We start from the raw sequence: 20,214 nt of genomic DNA, 5'->3' as shown, positions 1-20,214 counted from the left end.
TATTATCTATTTTTAAATTAAAAAAGAAATTCCCCTTTAGGGGGCAGGGGCATGAAAAGAGATTACTACGAAATATTAGGTGTGAGCAAAAGCGCAACCGCGGATGAGATTAAGAAAGCATATCGCAAAACAGCGATGCAATATCATCCCGACCGCAATCCCGGCGATAAAGAAGCGGAAGAAAAATTCAAGGAAGCAGCCGAAGCTTACGAAGTGCTGAGCGATACGGACAAACGCGCAAAATATGACCGTTACGGTCATCAGGCTTTTGGTCCCGGCACGGGTGGCGGAAATCCTTTTGGCGGCGGCGGAATGGATATGAACGATATTTTTAGTCATTTCGGCGATATTTTCGGAGGCGGTGGTTTTTCCGATTTCTTTGGCGGCGGTGGAAGCTCGCGTGGCGGAAGAAGCCAGGGCGAACGTGGCAGCAACCTTCGTGTGAAAATTCGTTTGAATTATGAAGAAATGGCGAACGGCGTTACCAAAACAATCAAGGTAAAAAAATATATTGTCTGCAGTACCTGTCATGGAAGCGGCGCGAAAGATAAAGGCAGCATTCACACTTGTAAAACCTGCGGCGGCACAGGACAAGTGCGCAAAGTGCAGCAAACATTTTTGGGGCAAATGCAAACCGTTGTGGTTTGTCCTACTTGCCATGGCGAAGGTTCTACTATTTCCGCAAAATGTACAAGCTGTAAAGGCGACGGTCGCGTGTACGGCGAAGAAACCGTGAGCATCAATATTCCCGCAGGCGTGTACGACGGAATGCAACTGAGCATGAGCGGCAAAGGAAATGTAGGCTTGCGCGGCGGCGCTCCGGGCGATTTGATTATTGCGATTGAAGAAGAAGCACACGCAGAACTTCATCGTGATGGATTGAATGTGGGGTACGACTTATTCATTTCTATTCCCGATGCTGTTTTTGGCGCACAGGTGGAAGTTCCTACGATTGACGGACGCGCAAAGATTAAAATTCCCGCAGGCACGCAAAGCGGTAAAATATTTCGCTTGAAAGGGAAAGGTTTTCCTGAAATTAACGGCTACGGACGGCGCGGTGACCAACTGATTAATGTAAATGTATGGACTCCGCAAACACTTTCTTCCGAAGAAAAAGCATCGATGGAAAAGATGAAAGACAGTCCGAATTTTCAACCGCAGCCGAATAAATCAGAAAAAGGATTTTTTGATAAACTGAAAGAAGTTTTTTCTTAATGATGAAAAAACTTAAGAATATATTTTATCTTCATTTTCTCAATTCCTTAATGGTTTAATTATGAAAATGAAATTCATTATAACATTCATGGTCGTAGTATTTGCTGCGACCATTTCTTTTGGACAAAATGCAAAACAAACTATTTTGCAAACTATGCATCAACAGCAAGACGATTGGAATAACGGCGATGTAGATGCTTTTATGCAAGGCTATTGGCAAAGCGACAGCCTGCAATTTGTAGGAAAACAAATCACTTACGGTTGGCAGAATACGCTGAACAATTATAAGAAAGGTTATCCCTCAAAAGAAGCAATGGGAACGCTTACTTTTTCTGATTTGAAAGTAGATGTTTTATCCAAAACTTCGGCGTTTGTCATTGGTGCATGGAAAATTGTCCATTCGGATAAAACTACGATTGGCGGACATTTCACACTTTTATGGAAAAAGATTAACGGCAAATGGCTGATTGTGGTTGACCATACTTCTTAAAGAATACAAATCCTTTTTTGAGGAAGAGATTTTGTTATGGCGCGGGCAAAGCCCGCGCCATATTTTTATTATCCAATCATAAATTAGGTTTACCTAATTTATTTATTAGGTTGTAATAAATTAATTTTTACATTTGCTGGAAATAAAAGCAAATGAAGAAAATATATTTATCCATTATTACTATGTTATTCATTCTCCCTAAATCCTTGTTTTCTCAGGTAATTACGGGAATTGTAAAAGATGCGCAGACCAAGCGACCCGTTAATTTTTGCAGCGTACAAATATTGCAAATACCAACAGGAACAACGACCGATGCAAACGGTATTTTCAAAATCAACATTCCTGAAAATGCTGAACATTTTAGATTGATATTTTCCGCAATCGGTTATCAAAGAGATACAATTGATGCGCAAAATAATCTTACGGTTTATCTCACACCGCAAAACAATTTATTGAACGATGTAGTAGTTACCGGAACGTCCAAAGCAATTCGTATAAAAGAAAATCCTGTGGCAATGGTAAGCGTTTCGCAAAAGGCAATCGAGCAAACTATTTCTGAAAATACGATTGATGCGATTTCGCAAAATGCGCCCGGGTTTGCTGCCGTGAAAACAGGTCCGAATGTATCGAAGCCTTTTATCAACGGGCTTGGCTACAATCGTGTATTGACTTTATACGATGGCGTTTTACGAGTTGAAACACAACAATGGGGCGACGAACACGGCGTGCCGATGGACGATTATACAATCGACCGAGCAGAAGTGATTGAAGGTCCGTCGAGTTTGATGTATGGCTCCGATGCAATCGCGGGCGTGTTGAGTATGTTTGTGGTTTTACCAAAAGACACAGACAGATTAATTCACGGAAAATTTCTTTCGGAATATCAAACCAACAACGGATTAATCGGTAATAGTCTGATATTGAATTACGGCAGCAAACATTGGTCTTATGCATTGCGCGGCTCGGAGCGCATTGCAAAAAATTACAGTAATCCAATCGACGGGCGAGTATATAACACAGGCTTTAAAATGCAGAACCTGTCTGCTTTTGCGGGTTATAAAAATGCAAAAGGTTATTCGCATTTTAATCTTACTTATTACAATAACCGACAAGGCATTCCCGATGGAAGCCGTGATTCATTAACGCGAAAATTTACTTACCAGATTTATGAAACAGAAGGCGAGAATATAAACATTCCGCAAGTGGATACAATTACCATTCGTCCTATTGTTCCGAACAATATTTTAAATTCATACAAGCTTAGTCCGTTGTCACAACGCATACAAGATTTTCGCATTTATACTGATAATCAATATCAGCTTGGACAAAGCGAAATCAAAGCTACGCTTGGCTTTGAGCAAAATATACGAAGAGAATATGACCATCCGACAGACGTAAATCAGGCTGGCGAATACATTGTTTTAAACACAGTTGATTATGCGGTTCGTTACAACGCGCCGAGTGTTTGGAACATTCAACCTTCGGTTGGCGTAAATGGAATGTATCAAACCAACAGCAATAAAAATGCAACGGATTTTCCTATTCCTGATTATCATTTGTTCGATATTGGCAGTTATTTTTATGGTTTGTGGAAGTACAAGCAATGGACGATTGCGGGCGGTATTCGTTATGACCGGCGCAGCGAAAACGGCGATGATATGTACATCAAGGCAAATCCTGTAACGGGATTTTACCGGCAAGTTTTCAGCAACGATACTGTGGGAAGCGCACATCAGTTCAATGCGTTTCATTTTTCTTTTCAAGGCATCACGGGAAGTGTTGGTGCAACGTATGCGTTGAACAATCAAATCAGTTTGAAAGTAAATATTGCACGCGGTTATCGTGCGCCGAATATTACGGAAATTGCATCGAACGGATTAGACCCCGGCGCGCATATTTATTATGTTGGCAATTTGGACTTCAAACCTGAATTTAGTTTGCAGGAAGATTTAGGTTTGCTTGGAACATACAATGATTTTTCTTTTGAACTGAGCGTTTATAACAACTACATTCAAAATTATATTTATGAAGATTTGGAAGTGGATAAAAACGGCGTGCCTGTTGTGATTGTGCCGGGCAATAAAACTTTTCAATACCAACAAACCAATGCGGAGTTGTATGGTTTGAACGCAACATTCAATGTACATCCGCAAAGTTGGAAAGCCTTTCAGTTCGACAATTCTTTTTCGATGGTGTATGGCAATAACTTAAATCCGAAATATAAAAATGCAAAAACACAGGGACAATATTTACCTTTCATTCCGCCGCCGCGATGGCTGAGCAGCATTGATTATGACATTGAAACGAAGAATAAAATTTTGCAGAACATTTCCCTGAAAGTCACGACAGACTTGAATCTTGCGCAAAACAGGTATCTCGGTTTATATAACACGGAAACACCTACGGCGGTATATACTTTGTTGAATTTTTATGCGACAGCAGATGTTCATTATTCAAAAAATAATATCATCAATGTTGAGTGTGCCGTGAATAATTTGCTGAACACGGCGTACCAAAATCATTTAAGCAGGTTGCAATATTTTGAATATTACACGCAATCGCCGAACGGGCATTTGGGTATTTATAATCCGGGAAGAAATTTTTGTTTTAAAGTGATTGTGCCGTTTTAATAAAAAAAGCGCAGATATTTTTTTATCTGCGCTTGCATAAAAGTTTATGTTTAGTTTCTTAATGAGAAACTGCCATTTTCTTTGCGGTAAAATTCTGCACTCCGTAAAATGCACCGAACAAAATGCCTGAATAAACGATTGTTGAAACCACACTCCAAGGCAAATAAAACGGCAAGCCGTCAATATAACATTGAAGCAAAGTTTTATGCTCATTGTAATATGATTGCGTAAATGCCCAATAAGAAAAATTAGATAGAATATAGAATAGCGTAGGTGCTGCAATTGCTGCAAGCGTAACATTCACGATATTGATTTTCTTGATAAAAAATCCTATACAAACTGTGATTGCAAACAAAATATAATTCAGCCATTGGTCTTTGTAAAATCCCCAATTTCCGTTAAATGGTTTGCCTGCATTATAAAGTAATTGATAAATGATATCCGAGAAAAAAAACGTTATCAGCGGTAAAGCAAAAGCCAATTTTTTATTATCCTTAAAAATTACTCCGCCGAAAATTGCCATCGCAAACATGGGTGTAAAACCATAAACACCTTTTGGCAAAGGAATAAAACGATACAAAACTGCAATAACAATTAACGCAGCAAAACTGATGATGATTTTATTGGATAATTTCATTCATGATATTTTTATTTCAGAAATTTCAGGAAAGCAAATATGGCGCTCAACTGCGTAACCCAGAACACAAACGCCCATAATATGATTTGAAATTTAGATTCTGATATTTTGGATTCTACCTTAGCAATTTCAGCCGCGACAAAATCTTTTGTTGCAATATTAGGAACCTGCTCTTTTATTTCTTCTTTTACCGAAGTGCGTACATAACTTACCAGTGTTTCGGCTTCCGTTTCGCCTAACTTCTTTTTCAATACATTGAAAAGCTGTATATCGGTTATGTGCAATGTTTCCGCCATCAGATTTTTCTTTCGTAAAATTAATTTAAAATAACAAAATTACAATAGAATTTTATAAAGACAAATGCCTCAAAGAATTTACAACAACATCTTCAAAGGCTCTTCCAGCAAGCCTTTCAGCGTTTGCAGGAATGCGGCTGCCGTTGCGCCGTCCACCACGCGATGGTCTGCGCTCAACGTAACTTTCATAATGTTGCCCACCACAATTTGCCCGTCTTTCACAATCGGTTCTTGCGAAATGCCGCCAACCGCAAGAATACACGCATCGGGCGGATTGATGATTGCCGTAAATTCATCAACGCCGAACATTCCCAAATTGCTAATCGTGAATGTACTGCCTTCCCAATCGGACGGCTGCAATTTTTTATCCTTTGCTTTCTGTGCGAAAGTTTTTACTTCCGCAGAAATTTGTGTCAATGATTTTGTATCTGCGAAGCGAACAACAGGCACAAGCAATCCGTCTTCCACCGCAACTGCAACGCCAATGTTCACATGATGATTGATGCGGATTTTATCGCCCAGCCAACTGCTGTTCACGGCAGGATGTTGTTTCAACGCAACGGCAACCGCTTTCAACACAATATCGTTAAAGCTGATTTTTGCTTTGCCGTCTTTATTCAACACGGGACGCGCGGCAACCGCAGCATCCATGTTGATAGACATGGTAACATAAAAATGTGGCGCGGTAAATAAACTTTCCGACAATCGGCGCGCAATGGTTTTGCGCATTTGTGTAACAGGAATTTCGTCGAAAGAAACTTGTCCCGCAGGCGCGGCAGTTGCAAAGGTTTCAACGTTCGCAGATGCAGGTGCAGCTTGCGTTTGTGCACTTGGCGTATAATTCTCCACATCGGCTTTTACGATTCTTCCGTTGTCGCCGCTGCCTTTTACATATTTTAAATCGATGCCTTTTTCGCTTGCCAATTTTTTAGCCAAAGGCGAAGCCAAAATTCTTCCTTCGTTTACCACAACCTGTTCCGCTTGCGGCGCAGGCGTTGCGGCAGGCGCAGCAGATTTTTCAACAGTTTGAGCTTCTTCTTTAGCAGGCTCCGCTTCGCTTGCGGAAGTGTTACTTTTTGCTGCGGCAACAATCGCGTTTACATCAATTCCATCGCTGCCGATGATTGCGAGTAAATCATTTACCGCAATTTTTTCGCCGGCAGGCGCACCTTGATAAAGCAGTTTCCCGTTTTTATAACTTTCCAATTCCATCGTTGCCTTGTCGGTTTCGATTTCGGCAAGAATATCGCCTTTCTTCACATCATCGCCCACATTTTTTTGCCAGGAAGCGATTACGCCTTCCGTCATTGTATCGCTCAGGCGAGGCATCAAAACTACTTCGTCCAATTTGGAAATATCGATAGATGAACTTGGCTGAGATGCAGTCGCAGCAGGTGTTTCAGCAGGTTTTGCTTCTTCGGTTTTTGCAGGAGCAGTTGCGCCGCCGGAAACCAATGCGCTAATATCTTCGCCTTTATTACCAACGATTGCGAGCAAATCATCTACCTGCAATTTGCCGCCGTTGTCTGCGCCGAGATAGAGAATCGTTCCATCTTTGTAACTTTCGAGTTCCATTGTTGCTTTGTCGGTCTCAATTTCTGCCAACAAATCGCCTTTCTTCACATCGTCGCCCACTTTTTTGTGCCATGCGGCAATCACACCTTCGGTCATCGTATCGCTTAAACGCGGCATTTTAATTACTTCTGCCATAATCTTATGTATAAAATTTTGCTCTGTTGTCGAATAAAAAATCGTGCGTGAAATTACGCCAAAAAACCTAAATGCTCTAAGTCGCCGCAAATTTAATTGGTTAAATTTAAAATGGGTGGAAGTTTGTTAAGAAAAACATGCCATTGTTGCGTCTTCAGACCAACAACGAATACGGTTTATGGTAAGTCATCGCCATGCTAAGACAAATGATAGCAGGAAATTTTTTGGATTTAACTGTAACAAATTTAATTTGTCTGCAACTTATTATAAAGCAATTGTATTTTGATAAAGAATGAAACACAACAAAAGTTCGGAAATCTTATAAAAGAAAATCAATTACTAATACTCAAGGTTTCCCGAATTTATACTTCTACACCACAAGATTGTCAGGATTTGTTTCAAGAAATTGTAATTCAGATTTGGCGCGCTTTTCCATCGTTCAAAGGCAATTCAAAAATCACTTCATGGATGTATAAAATAGCAATTTATACGGCTTTGATGAGAGTGAGAAAAGAAAAGTCTGCATTAAGATTTCAAGACATCAACGATATTTCCGAAAATATTATCCAAGTCAGTTACGAACCTTCTGACGATGAAAATCTGGAAAAATTGTACACCGCTATATCTAAGCTAAATTTGGTTGAAAAGGCAATTGTAATGCTGTATCTCGACGGAAAGTCATACGATGAAATGGAAGAAATAATTGGTATCAACGCAGGAAACTTGCGCGTAAAAATGAGTAGGATAAAAGATAAATTAAAACAATTGGTATAAAAATTATGGAACTTGATAATTTAAAAGAAAACTGGCAAAATCAGCAAGCCAAGACAGACGATATTAAATACAATCGATTGCTTGGAATTTTGCAAAACAATGAATACAATCCGCTAAATTCATTTGTGAGAAAAAATAAAAAAAGGCTTTGGGGAATGCTTGCCCTGTTGGGAATCTGGGTATTGAATGATATACAAAAACCCGAAAGACTAAGCAATCCTTTGATTTGGACAGCAACCTTATCTATAATCGTTTCCTTGTTTTTTAACTTGAAAAATTACATGATTGCAAACAGATTGATAAGCATTGATTCATCGTTAAAATCCAATATCGAAATGGAAATTGTCGCGCTGATAAAAAACAGAAAAGATGCAAAGATTGCAGGTATAATTGTAATTATACTTCTTGCCATTGTAATAGAGCTGATGATTACTTTTGATATTCCACCGTTAATGCCCGGGTGGGCGAACACGCCTTCGTTTTTTCGCATCTTAGCATATCTTTCTTTTGTATTTTTAATGTATATATGGAACAGATTTTATACGCAGCCTAAGTTTGAAAATAATATCGGGCATCTTAAAGATTTATTGGAAGCAATGAGTTGATTTCTTCATTTAATATTCCCTTTACAAAAAAATTTTGCCTATAAAAATTTCTCGTTCTACCTTTGCTCATGGCAACAAGAAATTCTCCCCAAAGCACACAATCTTCCCTTTCAAGATTTTACGGAACAGGTTTAACATTCGACGATGTATTGTTACAACCCGCATATAGTGAAGTACTTCCAAGCGAAGCAGACCTTCGTACCAATCTCACAAAAAGTATTCAACTCAATGTTCCCATGCTGTCCGCAGCAATGGACACCGTAACCGAAGCAAGCCTTGCGATTGCGTTGGCACGCGAAGGCGGATTGGGCATTTTGCACAAAAATATGTCTGTCGAAAAACAGGCGGAGCAAGTGCGCAAAGTGAAAAGAAGCGAAAGCGGCTTAATTCTCGACCCGATTACTTTGCACGAAAATGCAACCATCGGCGATGCTTTGAAACTGATGAAAGAAAATAAAATCGGCGGTATTCCTGTTGTGAATCAGCAAAAAAAATTGGTCGGAATTATTACCAACCGCGATCTGCGTTTTGAAGATAATATGAAGCGTAAAGTTTCAGAAGTAATGACCAAAGAAAATCTTGTAACTGCGCCCGCAGGAACGGATTTGAAAAAAGCAGAAAAGATTTTCCGCCAACACATGATTGAGAAATTGCCTGTCGTAAATAAAGCCGGCGATTTGGTGGGGCTGATTACTTACCGCGATATTCTTCAACTGAAAAATTTCCCCAATGCCGTAAAAGACGGTTATGGTCGTTTGTTGGTTGGAGGTGCATTGGGTATTACCAAAGATTTGCTGGAGAGAGCCGAGGCATTGCTGCAAGTGGGTGTAGATGTAGTTGCACTCGACAGTTCGCACGGACATACAAAAGGTGTGATTGATGCCTTGAAAAATCTGAAAAAGAATTTTAAAAATCTGCAAGTGATTGCAGGCAATATTGCCACAATAGCAGGAGCTAAAGCATTAGCCGATGCAGGTGCAGATGCTGTGAAAGTGGGCATTGGTCCGGGTTCTATTTGTACGACAAGAATTGTTACGGGCGCAGGTGTTCCGCAACTTTCCGCAATTATGGATGCTGCCAATGCGCTGAAAGGAACGGGTATTCCCGTGATTGCCGACGGTGGTATTCGCTATACGGGCGATATGGTAAAAGCGTTAGCGGCAGGAGCTGAGACTGTGATGATGGGAAGCGTGTTTGCAGGTGTAGAAGAAAGCCCCGGAGAAACCATTATTTTTGAAGGACGTAAATTCAAACAATATCGCGGCATGGGGAGCATCGGCGCGATGCAGCAGGGAAGCGGCGACCGTTATTTTCAAGATGGAAAAGCAGATGCGAAAAAACTTGTTCCCGAAGGTATTGAAGGTCGCGTGGCATACAAAGGTTATTTGAGTGAAATTGTTGCTCAGTATGTGGGCGGATTGCGCGCAGGTATGGGACTGACCGGCTCGAAAAACCTGGAAGCATTGCGCAAAGCAACATTTATCCAAATTACCAATGCCGGTATGTCTGAAAGTCACGCGCACGATGTTTATATTACGAAAGAAGCGCCGAATTACAGCAGAAGATAAATTTATAGCAGATTAATAAAAATAAAAACGGAACGTATTAAACACGTTCCGTTTTTATTTTTACTTATTGCTTCGGCTTTGCCGTTCCATTGTTAGGCTTGTTATTGTTATGATGATTATTCGGCTTCGGCGAATGCTGGCGGCGGTCATTATTTTTCCGCTTATCATTATTATGATTTTGCGGGTGCTTAGCTGTGCCGCGATTGGCGTGCTTGTGATTGCTTTGTTGTTCTCCTTGTTGTTTTTCCGCTTTGTGTTTGTGCTTGCGTTTTTTGTCGTTGCGTTCCAGCGCGCTCAGGCTGATGTGCCCGACTACGTCCACAAAACTTGGCTCTACTTCTTTTACTTTTCCTACCAATTCTACGGCTTCAAGGCTTTCGGGTCTCTCGCCCTTATTGTTCAGCATTTGGATTTCCTTTACACGTTTCAGCGTGAGCGGATATTGCTTTGAGCTGTCGGGCAAAGTGTACCACATTAAATCTTTGAAAATATCTTTCTTTACCAAAAATGCCTTGCCGCGTTGAATTTCAAGCGTGTCGGCATTGTTGGGAAAATGCTGTAATGCGTCAAGGTAAGTATCCAATTCATAATTCAAGCAACATTTCAACCGCCCGCATTGTCCGCTCAGTTTTGTCTGGTTAATGCTGAGATTTTGGTAACGTGCAGCCGTTGTATTCACACTTTTAAAGTCAGTCAGCCAAGTGCTGCAACAAAGTTCGCGACCGCAACTGCCAATGCCGCCGACTTTGCTCGCTTCCTGACGAATGCCTATCTGGCGCATTTCCACTTTCAGCTTAAACTCGCCGGCAAACATTTTAATCATTTCGCGGAAGTCCACACGGTCGTCTGCTGTGTAGAAGAATGTTGCTTTTTTGCCATCTGCCTGAATTTCCACTTCGGAGAGTTTCATTTGTAGTTTCAATTCGCGGGCAATTTCGCGCGAGCGCATCAGTATTGTTTGCTCTTTATTTTTGCTTGTATTAAAAAGTTCGAGGTCCCGGTCGCTACTCTTGCGGAGAATTTTTTTAAACTCGGCGGAAGTTTCGTTCACGCCTCTTTTTTTCATCTGAAGTCTTACGAGTTCGCCACAAAGACTCACTTCGCCAACATCGAAGCCGCTGACACCTTCGACTGTTACATATTCGCCCTTGTCGAAAACCTGTAGAGTATTGTTTATAAAGAAATCTTTGCGACTGCCGTTTTTAAAACTCAGCTCAACAATTCTGCAAGCGCCGTCAAGATTATCAATCGGTAAGTTTTGTAACCAATCGTGTACATTCATTCTATTGCAACTTCCCGTGCTGCAACCGCCATTGCTTTTGCAGCCGCCCGGTTTACCCGTACCACAATTTCCGCATCCCATGTTCCTGAATATATATTTTGATTTTGCAGGGATTGCTCCCGGCAAAAAGTGAATTAATGATATTTAATATATTTATGTGCCTCATTGGTATAACTGTTAAAATTATACTTTACGAATCCGCCAAAATTACTGTTTTATGCTGAATAATATATTTTAATTTGATGCTCAGTGCATGGAAAAGCATTTTGGCATTAGCGTTTCTTTCGATATAATAAGCGGCTTTGTCAAGTTCTTCCACAATTGCTTCCTGCTGGCTTACGGAAGCGATTTTATTTAACCGCAAAGCAAAATCTTTGTCTTGTTCAGAGAGCGCAACATTTTGTTCGCCAATGATTCTCAGGCGTAAACTTTGTGCGAGCAAATGGTTGAAATAACGTAAAAACTGTTTTTGCTTTTCTCTGCCGAGCTTGTTCATTTCTTCAATCCATTTTACAATTGCAGAATGTCCGCCTTTTAAAATAGCATTGAGCCAATCGCGCAAATATTGCTGCCAATCGTCCGAAGCGTGTTGTAATAATTGTAATGCAGCGCGGTAATTTCCTTCGGAAATATTGGCAACGTCCAATGCTTTATTGGCTGACAAATTTGCTTTTTGTTCCAATGAAAGTTGAATATCTTTCGTTTCCAACAAAGGAATTTTTACCAATTGTGTGCGGCTCAAAATTGTAGGCAAAATTTGTTCTTCATTTTCTGCAACAAAAATGAACAAGGTTTTTGCCGGCGGTTCTTCAATCAGCTTCAGAAGTTTGTTGCCTTCTTTTCCCAAATATTCGGGCATCCATTGGATCAGAATTTTGTATTCGCTTTCATAGCTTTTCAGGCTAAGCTTACGCATAATATCGTTACATTCTTCTGCCGTAATATTTCCCTGCTTGTTTTCTGCACCAATGGATTGCAGCCAGTCAAAAGCATTTCCGTACGGGTAATTTTTTAAAAATTCGCGCCATTCCGAAATGTAATCTGCACTCGTAGGTTTGTCGCCCGACTTTTTTGGAATCACGGGAAATGAAAAATGAATATCGGGATGAATGTATTGCGATGCTTTTATACAAGGCGCGCAAACGCCGCAGACTTCGCCGTTTTGCTTATTTTCGCACACAATGTACTGTGCAAATGCCAATGCCAAGGGCAACGCGCCCACGCCTTCTTTTCCTAAAAACAACAATGCGTGGCTGATGCGGTTTCTGCCGACCATATCTGCCAATTGTGTTTTTATTGCTTGCTGACCTATAACATTTTTAAATTGCATAAAAGCGAAGATAGGAAATTAGGGCTTTCGCCGGATTGCAATGCCCACACTTTTGCTTGTCAGTTTCTGACACAGACGATTGATTTTTCAGGATTATGTATTGTCGATAAAAGATTACCGTTATTTTTGTGCAGAAATAAATAATTGTTTTGCAGTACGTTTTAATTATAAAAAGTTTCTAACTTTTTTGAAAAGTGCTTGTTTGGCACGATTTTCAAATATAGGTTTTATGAAACTCAGGTGTATGAGAATTTAAACATTAACTTAAAATCTAAACAGATGAAAAAACTATTATTCTTAGCAGTTGCAGGTGTGTTAGGCTCTTTTGGCATTGCCAATGCACAAATTCAAAAAGGAAATTTGATGTTGGGCGCCGATTTGGGAAATAGCGTTGCAGGGTCGGCTGGCATCAATACAGGTCTATTTGGTGCAAATTTCAACTTAAATAAAAATGCAGGATGGGGTATTGGAATCAATCCTAAAGTTGGTTATTTCGTAAAGGATAATCTATTAGTTGGAGGAATTGTTACTTTGGGTTACAACAAAGCCAAAGGTGTTGATGCTGACCATACAACTACATACGGTATCCAAGCTTTAGGTCGTTATTATTTAAGTCCGGGCGAACATGGTATTGATAATTACTTAAAACACGGTCGTTTCTTTGTGGAAGCAAATGCAGGTTTTGCCGGCACTAATACGAGCGGAAGTGGCGGAACAACAAATGGTTTTGCATTTGGTTTTGGTCCTGGTTATTCTTATTTTATTACACCGAATGTAGCCCTAGAAGGATTGGTTAAATATAATGGCTTGGCAGGTGGAGGAAGTGCCGGCTATCAAAATTCGTTAGGAATCAACTTCGGGATACAAGTATTTTTACCTTCGTCTAAGGTAAAATCGATGATTAAAGACCCATCACAATTGTAGCAGTATTCTGTACAAAACCTGATAAACAAAAAGCACGGTAAAAAATTTTTTATCGTGCTTTTTGTTTTAAAAAATGTATATTGCTCTTTTGATTGTAATCATTATGTAAAAATTTAATTCTATGATTAAGCTACAAGTAATTGGAAATTTAGGACGAGATTGTACTGTAAATAATGTAAACGGACGCACGGTTATCAACTTCAGCGTAGCACATACCGAACGTTTCAGAGATTCTGCCACCGGAGAAATGAAACCCCGGACAACTTGGGTCGAATGTGCTTACTGGACAGACAGAACGGCGATTTCTCCTTACCTGAAAAAAGGAACAATGGTATATGTTGAAGGAACCCCGGATACACGCTCTTACCAAACGCAGGATGGAACTATGAAAACTTCGCTTACGTTGCGCATTGTGAATGTGCAACTGTTAGGCGCGAGAACAGGCGACAATTCAGGCGAAGGTTCATCTGCACCAGGTGGCAATACAAATTCGGCGTCACATTCATCGTCGTCGGACTATACACCGGCTTCCGATTTTGACGGAAATGATGATTTGCCGTTTTAATCTTTATAAGAGGGACGAAAAAAGATATATGTGCCGGAATTTTTCGGCACATTTTTTATTGCTGAACAGCGCCTTTTAATGCTTCAATTTCTTGCGTAAAAGTTTCAATTGTTTCCGCATCTTCCAGTTTGAAATTACCGATTCTTGTCCGGCAAAGTTCGCTTAAATGTGCGCCCACATTGAGTTTTGCGCCAAAATCATTTGCTAAAGTTCGGATGTAAGTTCCCGTTGAACAAACCACACGGAAATACACTTTAGGCAAATCAATCTTTGTAATTTCAAATTCTTTGATGAAAATTTTTCTTGGTTCGAGCTTTACTTCAATGCCTTTGCGCGCAGCAAGGTAAACAGGCTTTCCGTCTTTTTTTATGGCAGAATGAATCGGCGGCGTTTGTTCTATTTCGCCTGTGAAATTATCGGTACAACTAATTATTTCGTCATTCGTTAAATGCGAAATATCTTTTTCATTTTCGGGTGCGCTTTCCAAATCGTATGTTGGCGTGGTTGAACCTAAAGTAAAACTGCCGGTATATTCTTTTTCCTGCGCCATATATTCGTTTATTTTCTTGGTAAACGCGCCTGTGCAAACAATGAGCAAGCCTGTTGCCAGAGGGTCGAGCGTGCCTGCATGACCAACTTTTGAAACGCCGGTTAGTCCGCGAATTTTTTTAACTGCATCAAACGAAGTCCAACGCAAAGGCTTGTTCAGTAAAATAACTTTTCCGTCCAAAAATGGCTGCATTGCAGGATGCACAGGTTTTTGCCGCATAAAAAATCAATCAAAATTTATTGCCTTTACAGGCTGTATTTTTTTTATAAAAACAGTAGGTAAAATAAGCGATGCATAGCATACAAGAAACGTAGCTACGCATATGATAAATACTTCTGTCCACACAATTTTAATAGGCGCCACGCGAATGTAATACGCCGATTCATCGAGCTTCAGGAAACCCGTGTATTGCTGCAACAAACACAGTCCAACACCAAACACAAAACCGTACAATACGCCGCGCAAAGCGATAATGGACGAGTGATACAGGAATATTTTTTGTATCAGCCAGTTGCTCCCGCCGAGCGATTTTAAAACGCCTGTCATTTTCATTCGTTCCAAAACCAGAATCAATAAACAGGTTATTAAATTGATAATCGCAACCACAGACATAATCACATATATGACGGTTTTGTTCACGTCCTGAATATCGAGCCAGTCAAAAATATTCGGGTAAACATCACGAATAGTGCGGCTTGTCCACGAATCGGGCAGTACGTTGTTGAAGTCGTCGGATACAGAATCCATGCTCTTGTAATTTTTTAAAAATACTTCGTAGCCGCCAATCTCATGATTTTCCCAACCATTAATTCGGCGTATCAAACGAATGTCCGCAATTGCAAAAAGTTTGTCGTATTCTTCAATGCCGGTTTTGTAAATGCCTGCCACATGCAGCTTTCGGCGTTGCGGCTGGTTTTGTGTTGAGGATATAAAAAATACATTTACCGTGTCGTTCAGCTGAATGTTCAGCTCTTTTGCAATCGGCTGCGACACAACAATATCTTTGCTGTACAAAGTATCTGAAAAATTAACCCAATTGCCTTTTTGTAAAAAAGATTTCAGATTGTCAAAATTATAATGCGCGCCAACACCTTTGATTAAAATGCCTTCGATGTCTTTGTTGTGTTCAAGCACGGCAGACTTTGTTGCAAAGGGCTGAATTTTTTCCACGCGGCTATCTTTTCTCAACATATTGATGATACTGCTGTTTTGCTCCAGCGGCGTTTCTTCCGCGACAATGGATTTTGTTGGTTCGTTCTCCTGAATATGAATGTGTCCCCAAAAGCTGAAAATCTTTTGACTGATGGCGGTTTGAAATCCGCTTACAAATGAAGAGGCAATAATCATAGCTGCAACGCTGATGGCTGTCGCAACTGTCGCCAACCGGATGATGAATCTTGAAAAAGATTTTTGCCTGTTAAAGGCAATTCTTTTTGCTATGAAAGAAGATACATTCATCCGGTAAATATTCGATTGGTTAATGTGGCGAAGTTAAATGTTTAAATGAATAAAATTAAAACACATAGAAACAGAGATTTTACATAGATAGATTAAAGCGAGTATAATGCGGCTCATAGATTTTCATCTTCGATGAAAGCACCATAATTCCCTTTATTATAAAATGCAGAATGAAATTAAAATCTTAATGCTATAATAAATCCTATGTATCTATGTGGTTTCATTTTCCCCTAACTTTGGCGCGTATGAGCAATGCAATCATAGAAACGGCAAAGAATGTAATTCTCGCAGAACGTGATGCCATCAGTGTTTTGGCGGATTTAATAAATGAACAATTTGAGAAAGCAGTTCAGGCAATTCATCTTTGCAAAAGCAGAATTGTTGTGAGCGGCATTGGTAAAAGTGCCATTGTTGCACAAAAAATAGTGGCTACTTTTAATTCCACAGGAACGCCGGCTATTTTTATGCACGCGGCAGATGCGATTCACGGCGATTTGGGTATGATACAAAAAGAGGATGTTGTCATTATTCTCAGCAAGAGCGGCGAAAGCCCGGAAATAAAAGTGTTGTTGCCTTTGATAAAAAGTTTGAATAATACAATTATCAGCATTGTGGGTAATAAGCAATCTTATCTTGCAAAACAGTCGGATATTGTGCTGAATAGTTTTGTAGAAAAAGAAGCGTGCCCGCACAATCTCGCTCCCACTTCTTCCACAACTGTTCAAATGGTTCTTGGCGACGCGCTCGCAGTTTGCTTAATCGAACTGAAAAAGTTTTCTTCTGAAGATTTTGCAAAGCTGCATCCGGGCGGAAACTTGGGCAAAAGATTTTATTTAAAAGTAAACGACATTTACAAACATAATGCTGCACCTAAAGTTTTAGTTGATGCGGATTTGAAGAAAGTGATTCTCGAAATTTCCAAAGGAAGAGTAGGCGCTACGGCAGTTACAGATGGAAATAATTTGTTGCAAGGAATTATTACGGACGGCGACGTGCGGCGTTTACTGGAAAAAACAGAACAGCTTTCGGGCATCACGGCGAAAGATGTTTTGTCCGCAAATCCAAAAACAATTTCTGCTGAAACCCTTGCTATTGAAGCCTTAGAGCTAATGAAGCAATTTGATTTAAGCCAACTGATAGTTACGAATGAACAAAATCATTTGCTTGGATTTATTCATTTGCACGATTTGATTCGGGAAGGAATTTTCTGATTTTCAAAGCTGAATGAAAACACAATCGTTTGCACTAACCTGTTTCAGTTTGAGAAGAAAAGATTAAGTTAGCGAATTATTAACTTAATCAAAAAATTATGCCTGCATCGTCATCTGCAAACAAAAGCTATCTTGTGCCAACACTTCTCATTGGAACTTTATTTTTCGTATTTGGTTTTATCACGTGGGTAAACAGTACGTTGATTCCGTATTTGCAAGCCGCTTGTGAACTGACTCCTTCACAAGCCATTCTTGTTACTTTTTCTTCTTACATAGCTTATGCGGTAATGGCGTTTCCGTCGTCATGGGTTTTAAAATTTACGGGATTTAAAAAAGGCATGATTCTCGGGTTGCTCATAATGGCATTGGGCGCGTTGATATTTATTCCTGCCGCGCACACAAGAACTTTTGGTGTGTTTTTGACGGGGTTGTTTGTCATCGGCATTGGCTTGGCTTTGTTGCAAACAGCGTCAAATCCGTATATTACTATTCTTGGTCCTATAGAAAGTGCAGCAAAAAGAATCAGTGTAATGGGCATTTGTAACAAAGGTGCCGGTGCATTAGCGCCGTTGATTATGGGAACAATTTTGCTGAAAGGAATGGATGCTTTTGCGCCTGCAAAATTGGCCGCGCTCGCTCCCGATGCCAAGAATCAATTGCTTGACCAATTGGCAAGCCGAATTGTTGCGCCGTATGTAATTATTGCTATTGCATTTGTGATTGTAGCCATTGCTATTTATTTTTCTTCTTTGCCCGATATTAAAAATGAAGATGAAACCAATCCTTCACACGCAACCAAAGACAGAACGAGCATTTTTTCGTATCCGTATTTGTGGTTGGGTTTTGTAACGCTTTTCCTGTACGTGGGAGTGGAAGTAATTGCCGGCGATGCAATTCAATTGTACGGGCATTCCGGCTTGGGTATTCCGCTTGAGATTACAAAGCATTTTACAACTTATACTATGCTTGCTATGCTTGGCGGATATTTGCTGGGAATTGTATTGATTCCGAAATTCATATCACAATCAACAGCGTTGAAAGTTGCAGCCATACTCGGTATTATTTTATCTATCGGCGTTATATATTCTCCGGGCATTTATTCCATTTGGTGTTTGGCATTATTAGGTTTTGCCAATGCGCCTATGTGGCCTGCAATCTGGCCGCTTTCTATTGACGGGTTAGGAAAATTCTTAAAAACAGGTTCGGCATTATTAATTGTGGGAATTGCAGGCGGCGCAATTGTTCCATGGCTTTGGACAAAATTGAGTGCCAGTGAAAGTGTAGGAATGCAACATGCTTTCTGGCTGCTCGTTCCTTGCTATGCTTTTATTCTGTTCTTTGCAACCATCGGAAATAAAATAGGAAAGACCGTAGGGGAATAAAATGTGATTGCCACAGATACACAGATAAAAATAATTTGTGCATCTGTGGCAATTTTGTAGAAAATAATTAATGCCTGAAATGCCGTTGATTGGTCAAAACCATTGCCAGATTTTTTTCAACCGCATAAGCAATACTGTCTTTATCGCGAATTGAACCGCCCGGCTGAATGAATGCTTCAATGCCTGCAGCGTGCGCAATTTTTACACAATCGTCAAACGGGAAAAACGCATCGGATGCCAACACCGCGCCATGCAAATCAAAAGCAAATTGTTTCGCTTTTTCAATTGAATGACGAAGCGCATCCACGCGGCTGGTTTGTCCGCAACCTTTACCTACAAGTTGCAAATCTTTAATCAACGCGATGGCATTGCTTTTTAAATGCTTGCAAACAATGTTGGCAAAAGCCAGTTCTTTTTGTTCCGCTTCGGTGGTTGTTCTACCGCCGACTTCTTTCCATTCTGCAAAATTTCCTTTGTCCGTATCTTGAACTAACGTTCCGTTTAAAACAGATTTATATTGATTATTTGCAATTGAATATTGAGGATTTATTTGCAGTAAAATTCTGTTCTTTTTACTTTTCAAAATTGCAAGTGCATCTTCGTCAAACGCAGGTGCAACCAATACTTCAAAGAAAATTTCGTTAATTGCATTTGCCGTTTCGGCATCTATATTTTTATTGGTAATAATCACACCGCCGAACGCACTTTCCGGGTCGCCTGCCAAGGCTGCGTCCCATGCTTCTTTCAATGTTTTACGAATGGAAATGCCGCAAACATTGGTGTGTTTGAAAATAGCAAACACAGCATCTTGCTCATCCTCAAACTCGCTGATGAGCTGGATGGCGCCATCTGCATCTACGAGATTGTTGTAAGATAATTCTTTGCCGTTAAGCTGTGTAAACACTTCATTTAAATTGCCGAAGAAGCTGCCGTTTTGATGTGGGTTTTCGCCGTAGCGCAAAGAAATTTTGTTTTTCAACGGTTGAAAAATTGTTCCGTTGAAGTAATTATTAATGGCAATATCATAATTCATCGCCACTTCGAAAGCCTTTGCTGCAAAGGATTTGCGCTGTTCAAGTGTTGTTGCTCCATTTTGATTTTGCAAAATTTCCACCAAAGAACTGTAATCGTTTTTATCGGAAATCACAACGAGGTCTTTAAAATTTTTCGCTGCTGCACGAATCATGGACGGACCGCCGATGTCGATTTTTTCAATGATTAATTTCTCTTCATTGGTTTGCTTCAATGTTTCTTCAAAAGGATATAAATCAACAATCACTAAATCAATTTCGGGAATGTTATATTCTTTCATTTCCTGAATATCTTGCACGTTGTCGCGTCTTCCTAAAATGCCGCCAAATACAGCGGGATGCAGTGTTTTAACGCGACCGCCAAGAATAGACGGATACGTAGTAAGGCTTTCAACAGGCACACATTTAATGCCCAAATCTTCGATAAATTTTTGTGTTCCGCCGGTAGAATAAATGGTTACATTTTGTTCGGACAATGTTTTGACCAATGGCTCTAATCCGTCTTTGTAAAAAACAGAAATGAGTGCCGATTGAATTTTCTTTTCCATAAAATTTT

The 20,214-nt window shown here is 40.1% G+C and carries 18 protein-coding genes; 11 read left to right on the top strand and 7 right to left on the bottom strand.

Features of this window, described 5'->3' with window-relative positions; translation table 11 throughout:
* Positions 1-51: 51 nt before the first annotated feature.
* The 3 genes from dnaJ to A9P82_RS06915 all read left to right on the top strand — a co-directional run bounded on the left by dnaJ (position 52) and on the right by A9P82_RS06915 (position 4,335).
* A complete protein-coding gene (gene dnaJ, locus A9P82_RS06925) occupies positions 52-1,215 on the top strand; it encodes a molecular chaperone DnaJ (protein WP_066205871.1) in 1,164 nt (387 codons plus the stop codon).
* A 67-nt stretch (positions 1,216-1,282) separates the two neighbouring features.
* A complete protein-coding gene (locus A9P82_RS06920) occupies positions 1,283-1,705 on the top strand; it encodes a YybH family protein (protein WP_066209686.1) in 423 nt (140 codons plus the stop codon).
* Between the two features lie 152 nt (positions 1,706-1,857).
* The gene (locus A9P82_RS06915) at positions 1,858-4,335 is read left to right on the top strand and encodes a TonB-dependent receptor (RefSeq protein WP_066205868.1); all 2,478 of its coding nucleotides are present in this window, start codon (positions 1,858-1,860) and stop codon (positions 4,333-4,335) included.
* Positions 4,336-4,393: 58 nt separating this feature from the next.
* Here the strand turns inward: A9P82_RS06915 and A9P82_RS06910 are convergent, their stop codons facing one another.
* Positions 4,394-4,972: a DUF6580 family putative transport protein gene (locus A9P82_RS06910; protein ID WP_066205865.1), complete on the bottom strand. Its 579-nt coding sequence runs from the start codon at positions 4,970-4,972 to the stop codon at positions 4,394-4,396.
* A gap of 254 nt (positions 4,973-5,226) precedes the next feature.
* Between A9P82_RS06910 and A9P82_RS15860 the strand changes: the two genes are divergently transcribed.
* A complete protein-coding gene (locus A9P82_RS15860) occupies positions 5,227-5,286 on the top strand; it encodes a DUF1563 domain-containing protein (protein WP_156522730.1) in 60 nt (19 codons plus the stop codon).
* Between the two features lie 60 nt (positions 5,287-5,346).
* Here A9P82_RS15860 and A9P82_RS06900 read toward each other — a convergent pair whose 3' ends face one another.
* Positions 5,347-6,978, bottom strand: a complete 1,632-nt coding sequence (locus A9P82_RS06900; RefSeq protein WP_066205857.1) for a pyruvate dehydrogenase complex dihydrolipoamide acetyltransferase — start codon at positions 6,976-6,978, stop codon at positions 5,347-5,349.
* A 282-nt stretch (positions 6,979-7,260) separates the two neighbouring features.
* Here A9P82_RS06900 and A9P82_RS06895 point away from each other — a divergent pair, with 282 nt between their 5' ends.
* The 3 genes from A9P82_RS06895 (at position 7,261) to guaB (ending at position 9,925) form a co-directional block, all read left to right on the top strand.
* A complete protein-coding gene (locus A9P82_RS06895) occupies positions 7,261-7,752 on the top strand; it encodes an RNA polymerase sigma factor (RefSeq protein ID WP_197492263.1) in 492 nt (163 codons plus the stop codon).
* 5 nt (positions 7,753-7,757) lie between these two features.
* On the top strand, positions 7,758-8,357 hold the full coding sequence (locus tag A9P82_RS06890; protein WP_066205854.1) for a hypothetical protein: 600 nt from the start codon (positions 7,758-7,760) through the stop codon (positions 8,355-8,357).
* 68 nt (positions 8,358-8,425) lie between these two features.
* Positions 8,426-9,925 (top strand): IMP dehydrogenase, encoded by a 1,500-nt coding sequence (gene guaB / locus A9P82_RS06885; RefSeq protein WP_066205851.1) that lies wholly within the window; start codon positions 8,426-8,428, stop codon positions 9,923-9,925.
* A gap of 64 nt (positions 9,926-9,989) precedes the next feature.
* Here guaB and A9P82_RS06880 read toward each other — a convergent pair whose 3' ends face one another.
* Together A9P82_RS06880 and A9P82_RS06875 are read right to left on the bottom strand one after the other, a co-directional pair.
* Positions 9,990-11,288, bottom strand: a complete 1,299-nt coding sequence (locus A9P82_RS06880; protein WP_066205848.1) for a PSP1 domain-containing protein — start codon at positions 11,286-11,288, stop codon at positions 9,990-9,992.
* Between the two features lie 109 nt (positions 11,289-11,397).
* Entirely contained in the window at positions 11,398-12,537 is a 1,140-nt protein-coding gene (locus tag A9P82_RS06875; RefSeq protein WP_066205845.1) for a DNA polymerase III subunit, read from the bottom strand.
* Positions 12,538-12,816: 279 nt separating this feature from the next.
* On the opposite strand from A9P82_RS06875, the gene A9P82_RS06870 reads away from it, so the two are divergent.
* Together A9P82_RS06870 and A9P82_RS06865 are read left to right on the top strand one after the other, a co-directional pair.
* Positions 12,817-13,461: a hypothetical protein gene (locus tag A9P82_RS06870; protein ID WP_066209681.1), complete on the top strand. Its 645-nt coding sequence runs from the start codon at positions 12,817-12,819 to the stop codon at positions 13,459-13,461.
* Between the two features lie 121 nt (positions 13,462-13,582).
* The gene (locus A9P82_RS06865) at positions 13,583-14,026 is read left to right on the top strand and encodes a single-stranded DNA-binding protein (protein WP_066205842.1); all 444 of its coding nucleotides are present in this window, start codon (positions 13,583-13,585) and stop codon (positions 14,024-14,026) included.
* 55 nt (positions 14,027-14,081) lie between these two features.
* Here A9P82_RS06865 and truB read toward each other — a convergent pair whose 3' ends face one another.
* Positions 14,082-14,795: a tRNA pseudouridine(55) synthase TruB gene (gene truB, locus A9P82_RS06860; RefSeq protein WP_231891220.1), complete on the bottom strand. Its 714-nt coding sequence runs from the start codon at positions 14,793-14,795 to the stop codon at positions 14,082-14,084.
* A gap of 6 nt (positions 14,796-14,801) precedes the next feature.
* Positions 14,802-16,034 (bottom strand): ABC transporter permease, encoded by a 1,233-nt coding sequence (locus A9P82_RS06855; RefSeq protein WP_066205838.1) that lies wholly within the window; start codon positions 16,032-16,034, stop codon positions 14,802-14,804.
* Between the two features lie 245 nt (positions 16,035-16,279).
* Between A9P82_RS06855 and A9P82_RS06850 the strand changes: the two genes are divergently transcribed.
* Both A9P82_RS06850 and A9P82_RS06845 read left to right on the top strand, forming a co-directional pair.
* Positions 16,280-17,245: a KpsF/GutQ family sugar-phosphate isomerase gene (locus A9P82_RS06850; protein WP_066205835.1), complete on the top strand. Its 966-nt coding sequence runs from the start codon at positions 16,280-16,282 to the stop codon at positions 17,243-17,245.
* Positions 17,246-17,343: 98 nt separating this feature from the next.
* On the top strand, positions 17,344-18,627 hold the full coding sequence (locus tag A9P82_RS06845; RefSeq protein ID WP_066205831.1) for a sugar MFS transporter: 1,284 nt from the start codon (positions 17,344-17,346) through the stop codon (positions 18,625-18,627).
* Between the two features lie 67 nt (positions 18,628-18,694).
* Here the strand turns inward: A9P82_RS06845 and purH are convergent, their stop codons facing one another.
* Entirely contained in the window at positions 18,695-20,206 is a 1,512-nt protein-coding gene (gene purH, locus A9P82_RS06840; protein ID WP_066205829.1) for a bifunctional phosphoribosylaminoimidazolecarboxamide formyltransferase/IMP cyclohydrolase, read from the bottom strand.
* Between the last annotated feature and the right edge of the window lie 8 nt (positions 20,207-20,214).

Source organism: Arachidicoccus sp. BS20, from assembly GCF_001659705.1.
Taxonomy (GTDB): domain Bacteria; phylum Bacteroidota; class Bacteroidia; order Chitinophagales; family Chitinophagaceae; genus Arachidicoccus.
The sequence above is the reverse complement of the archived record's forward strand: the minus strand, read 5'-3'. Positions and strand labels throughout refer to the sequence as shown.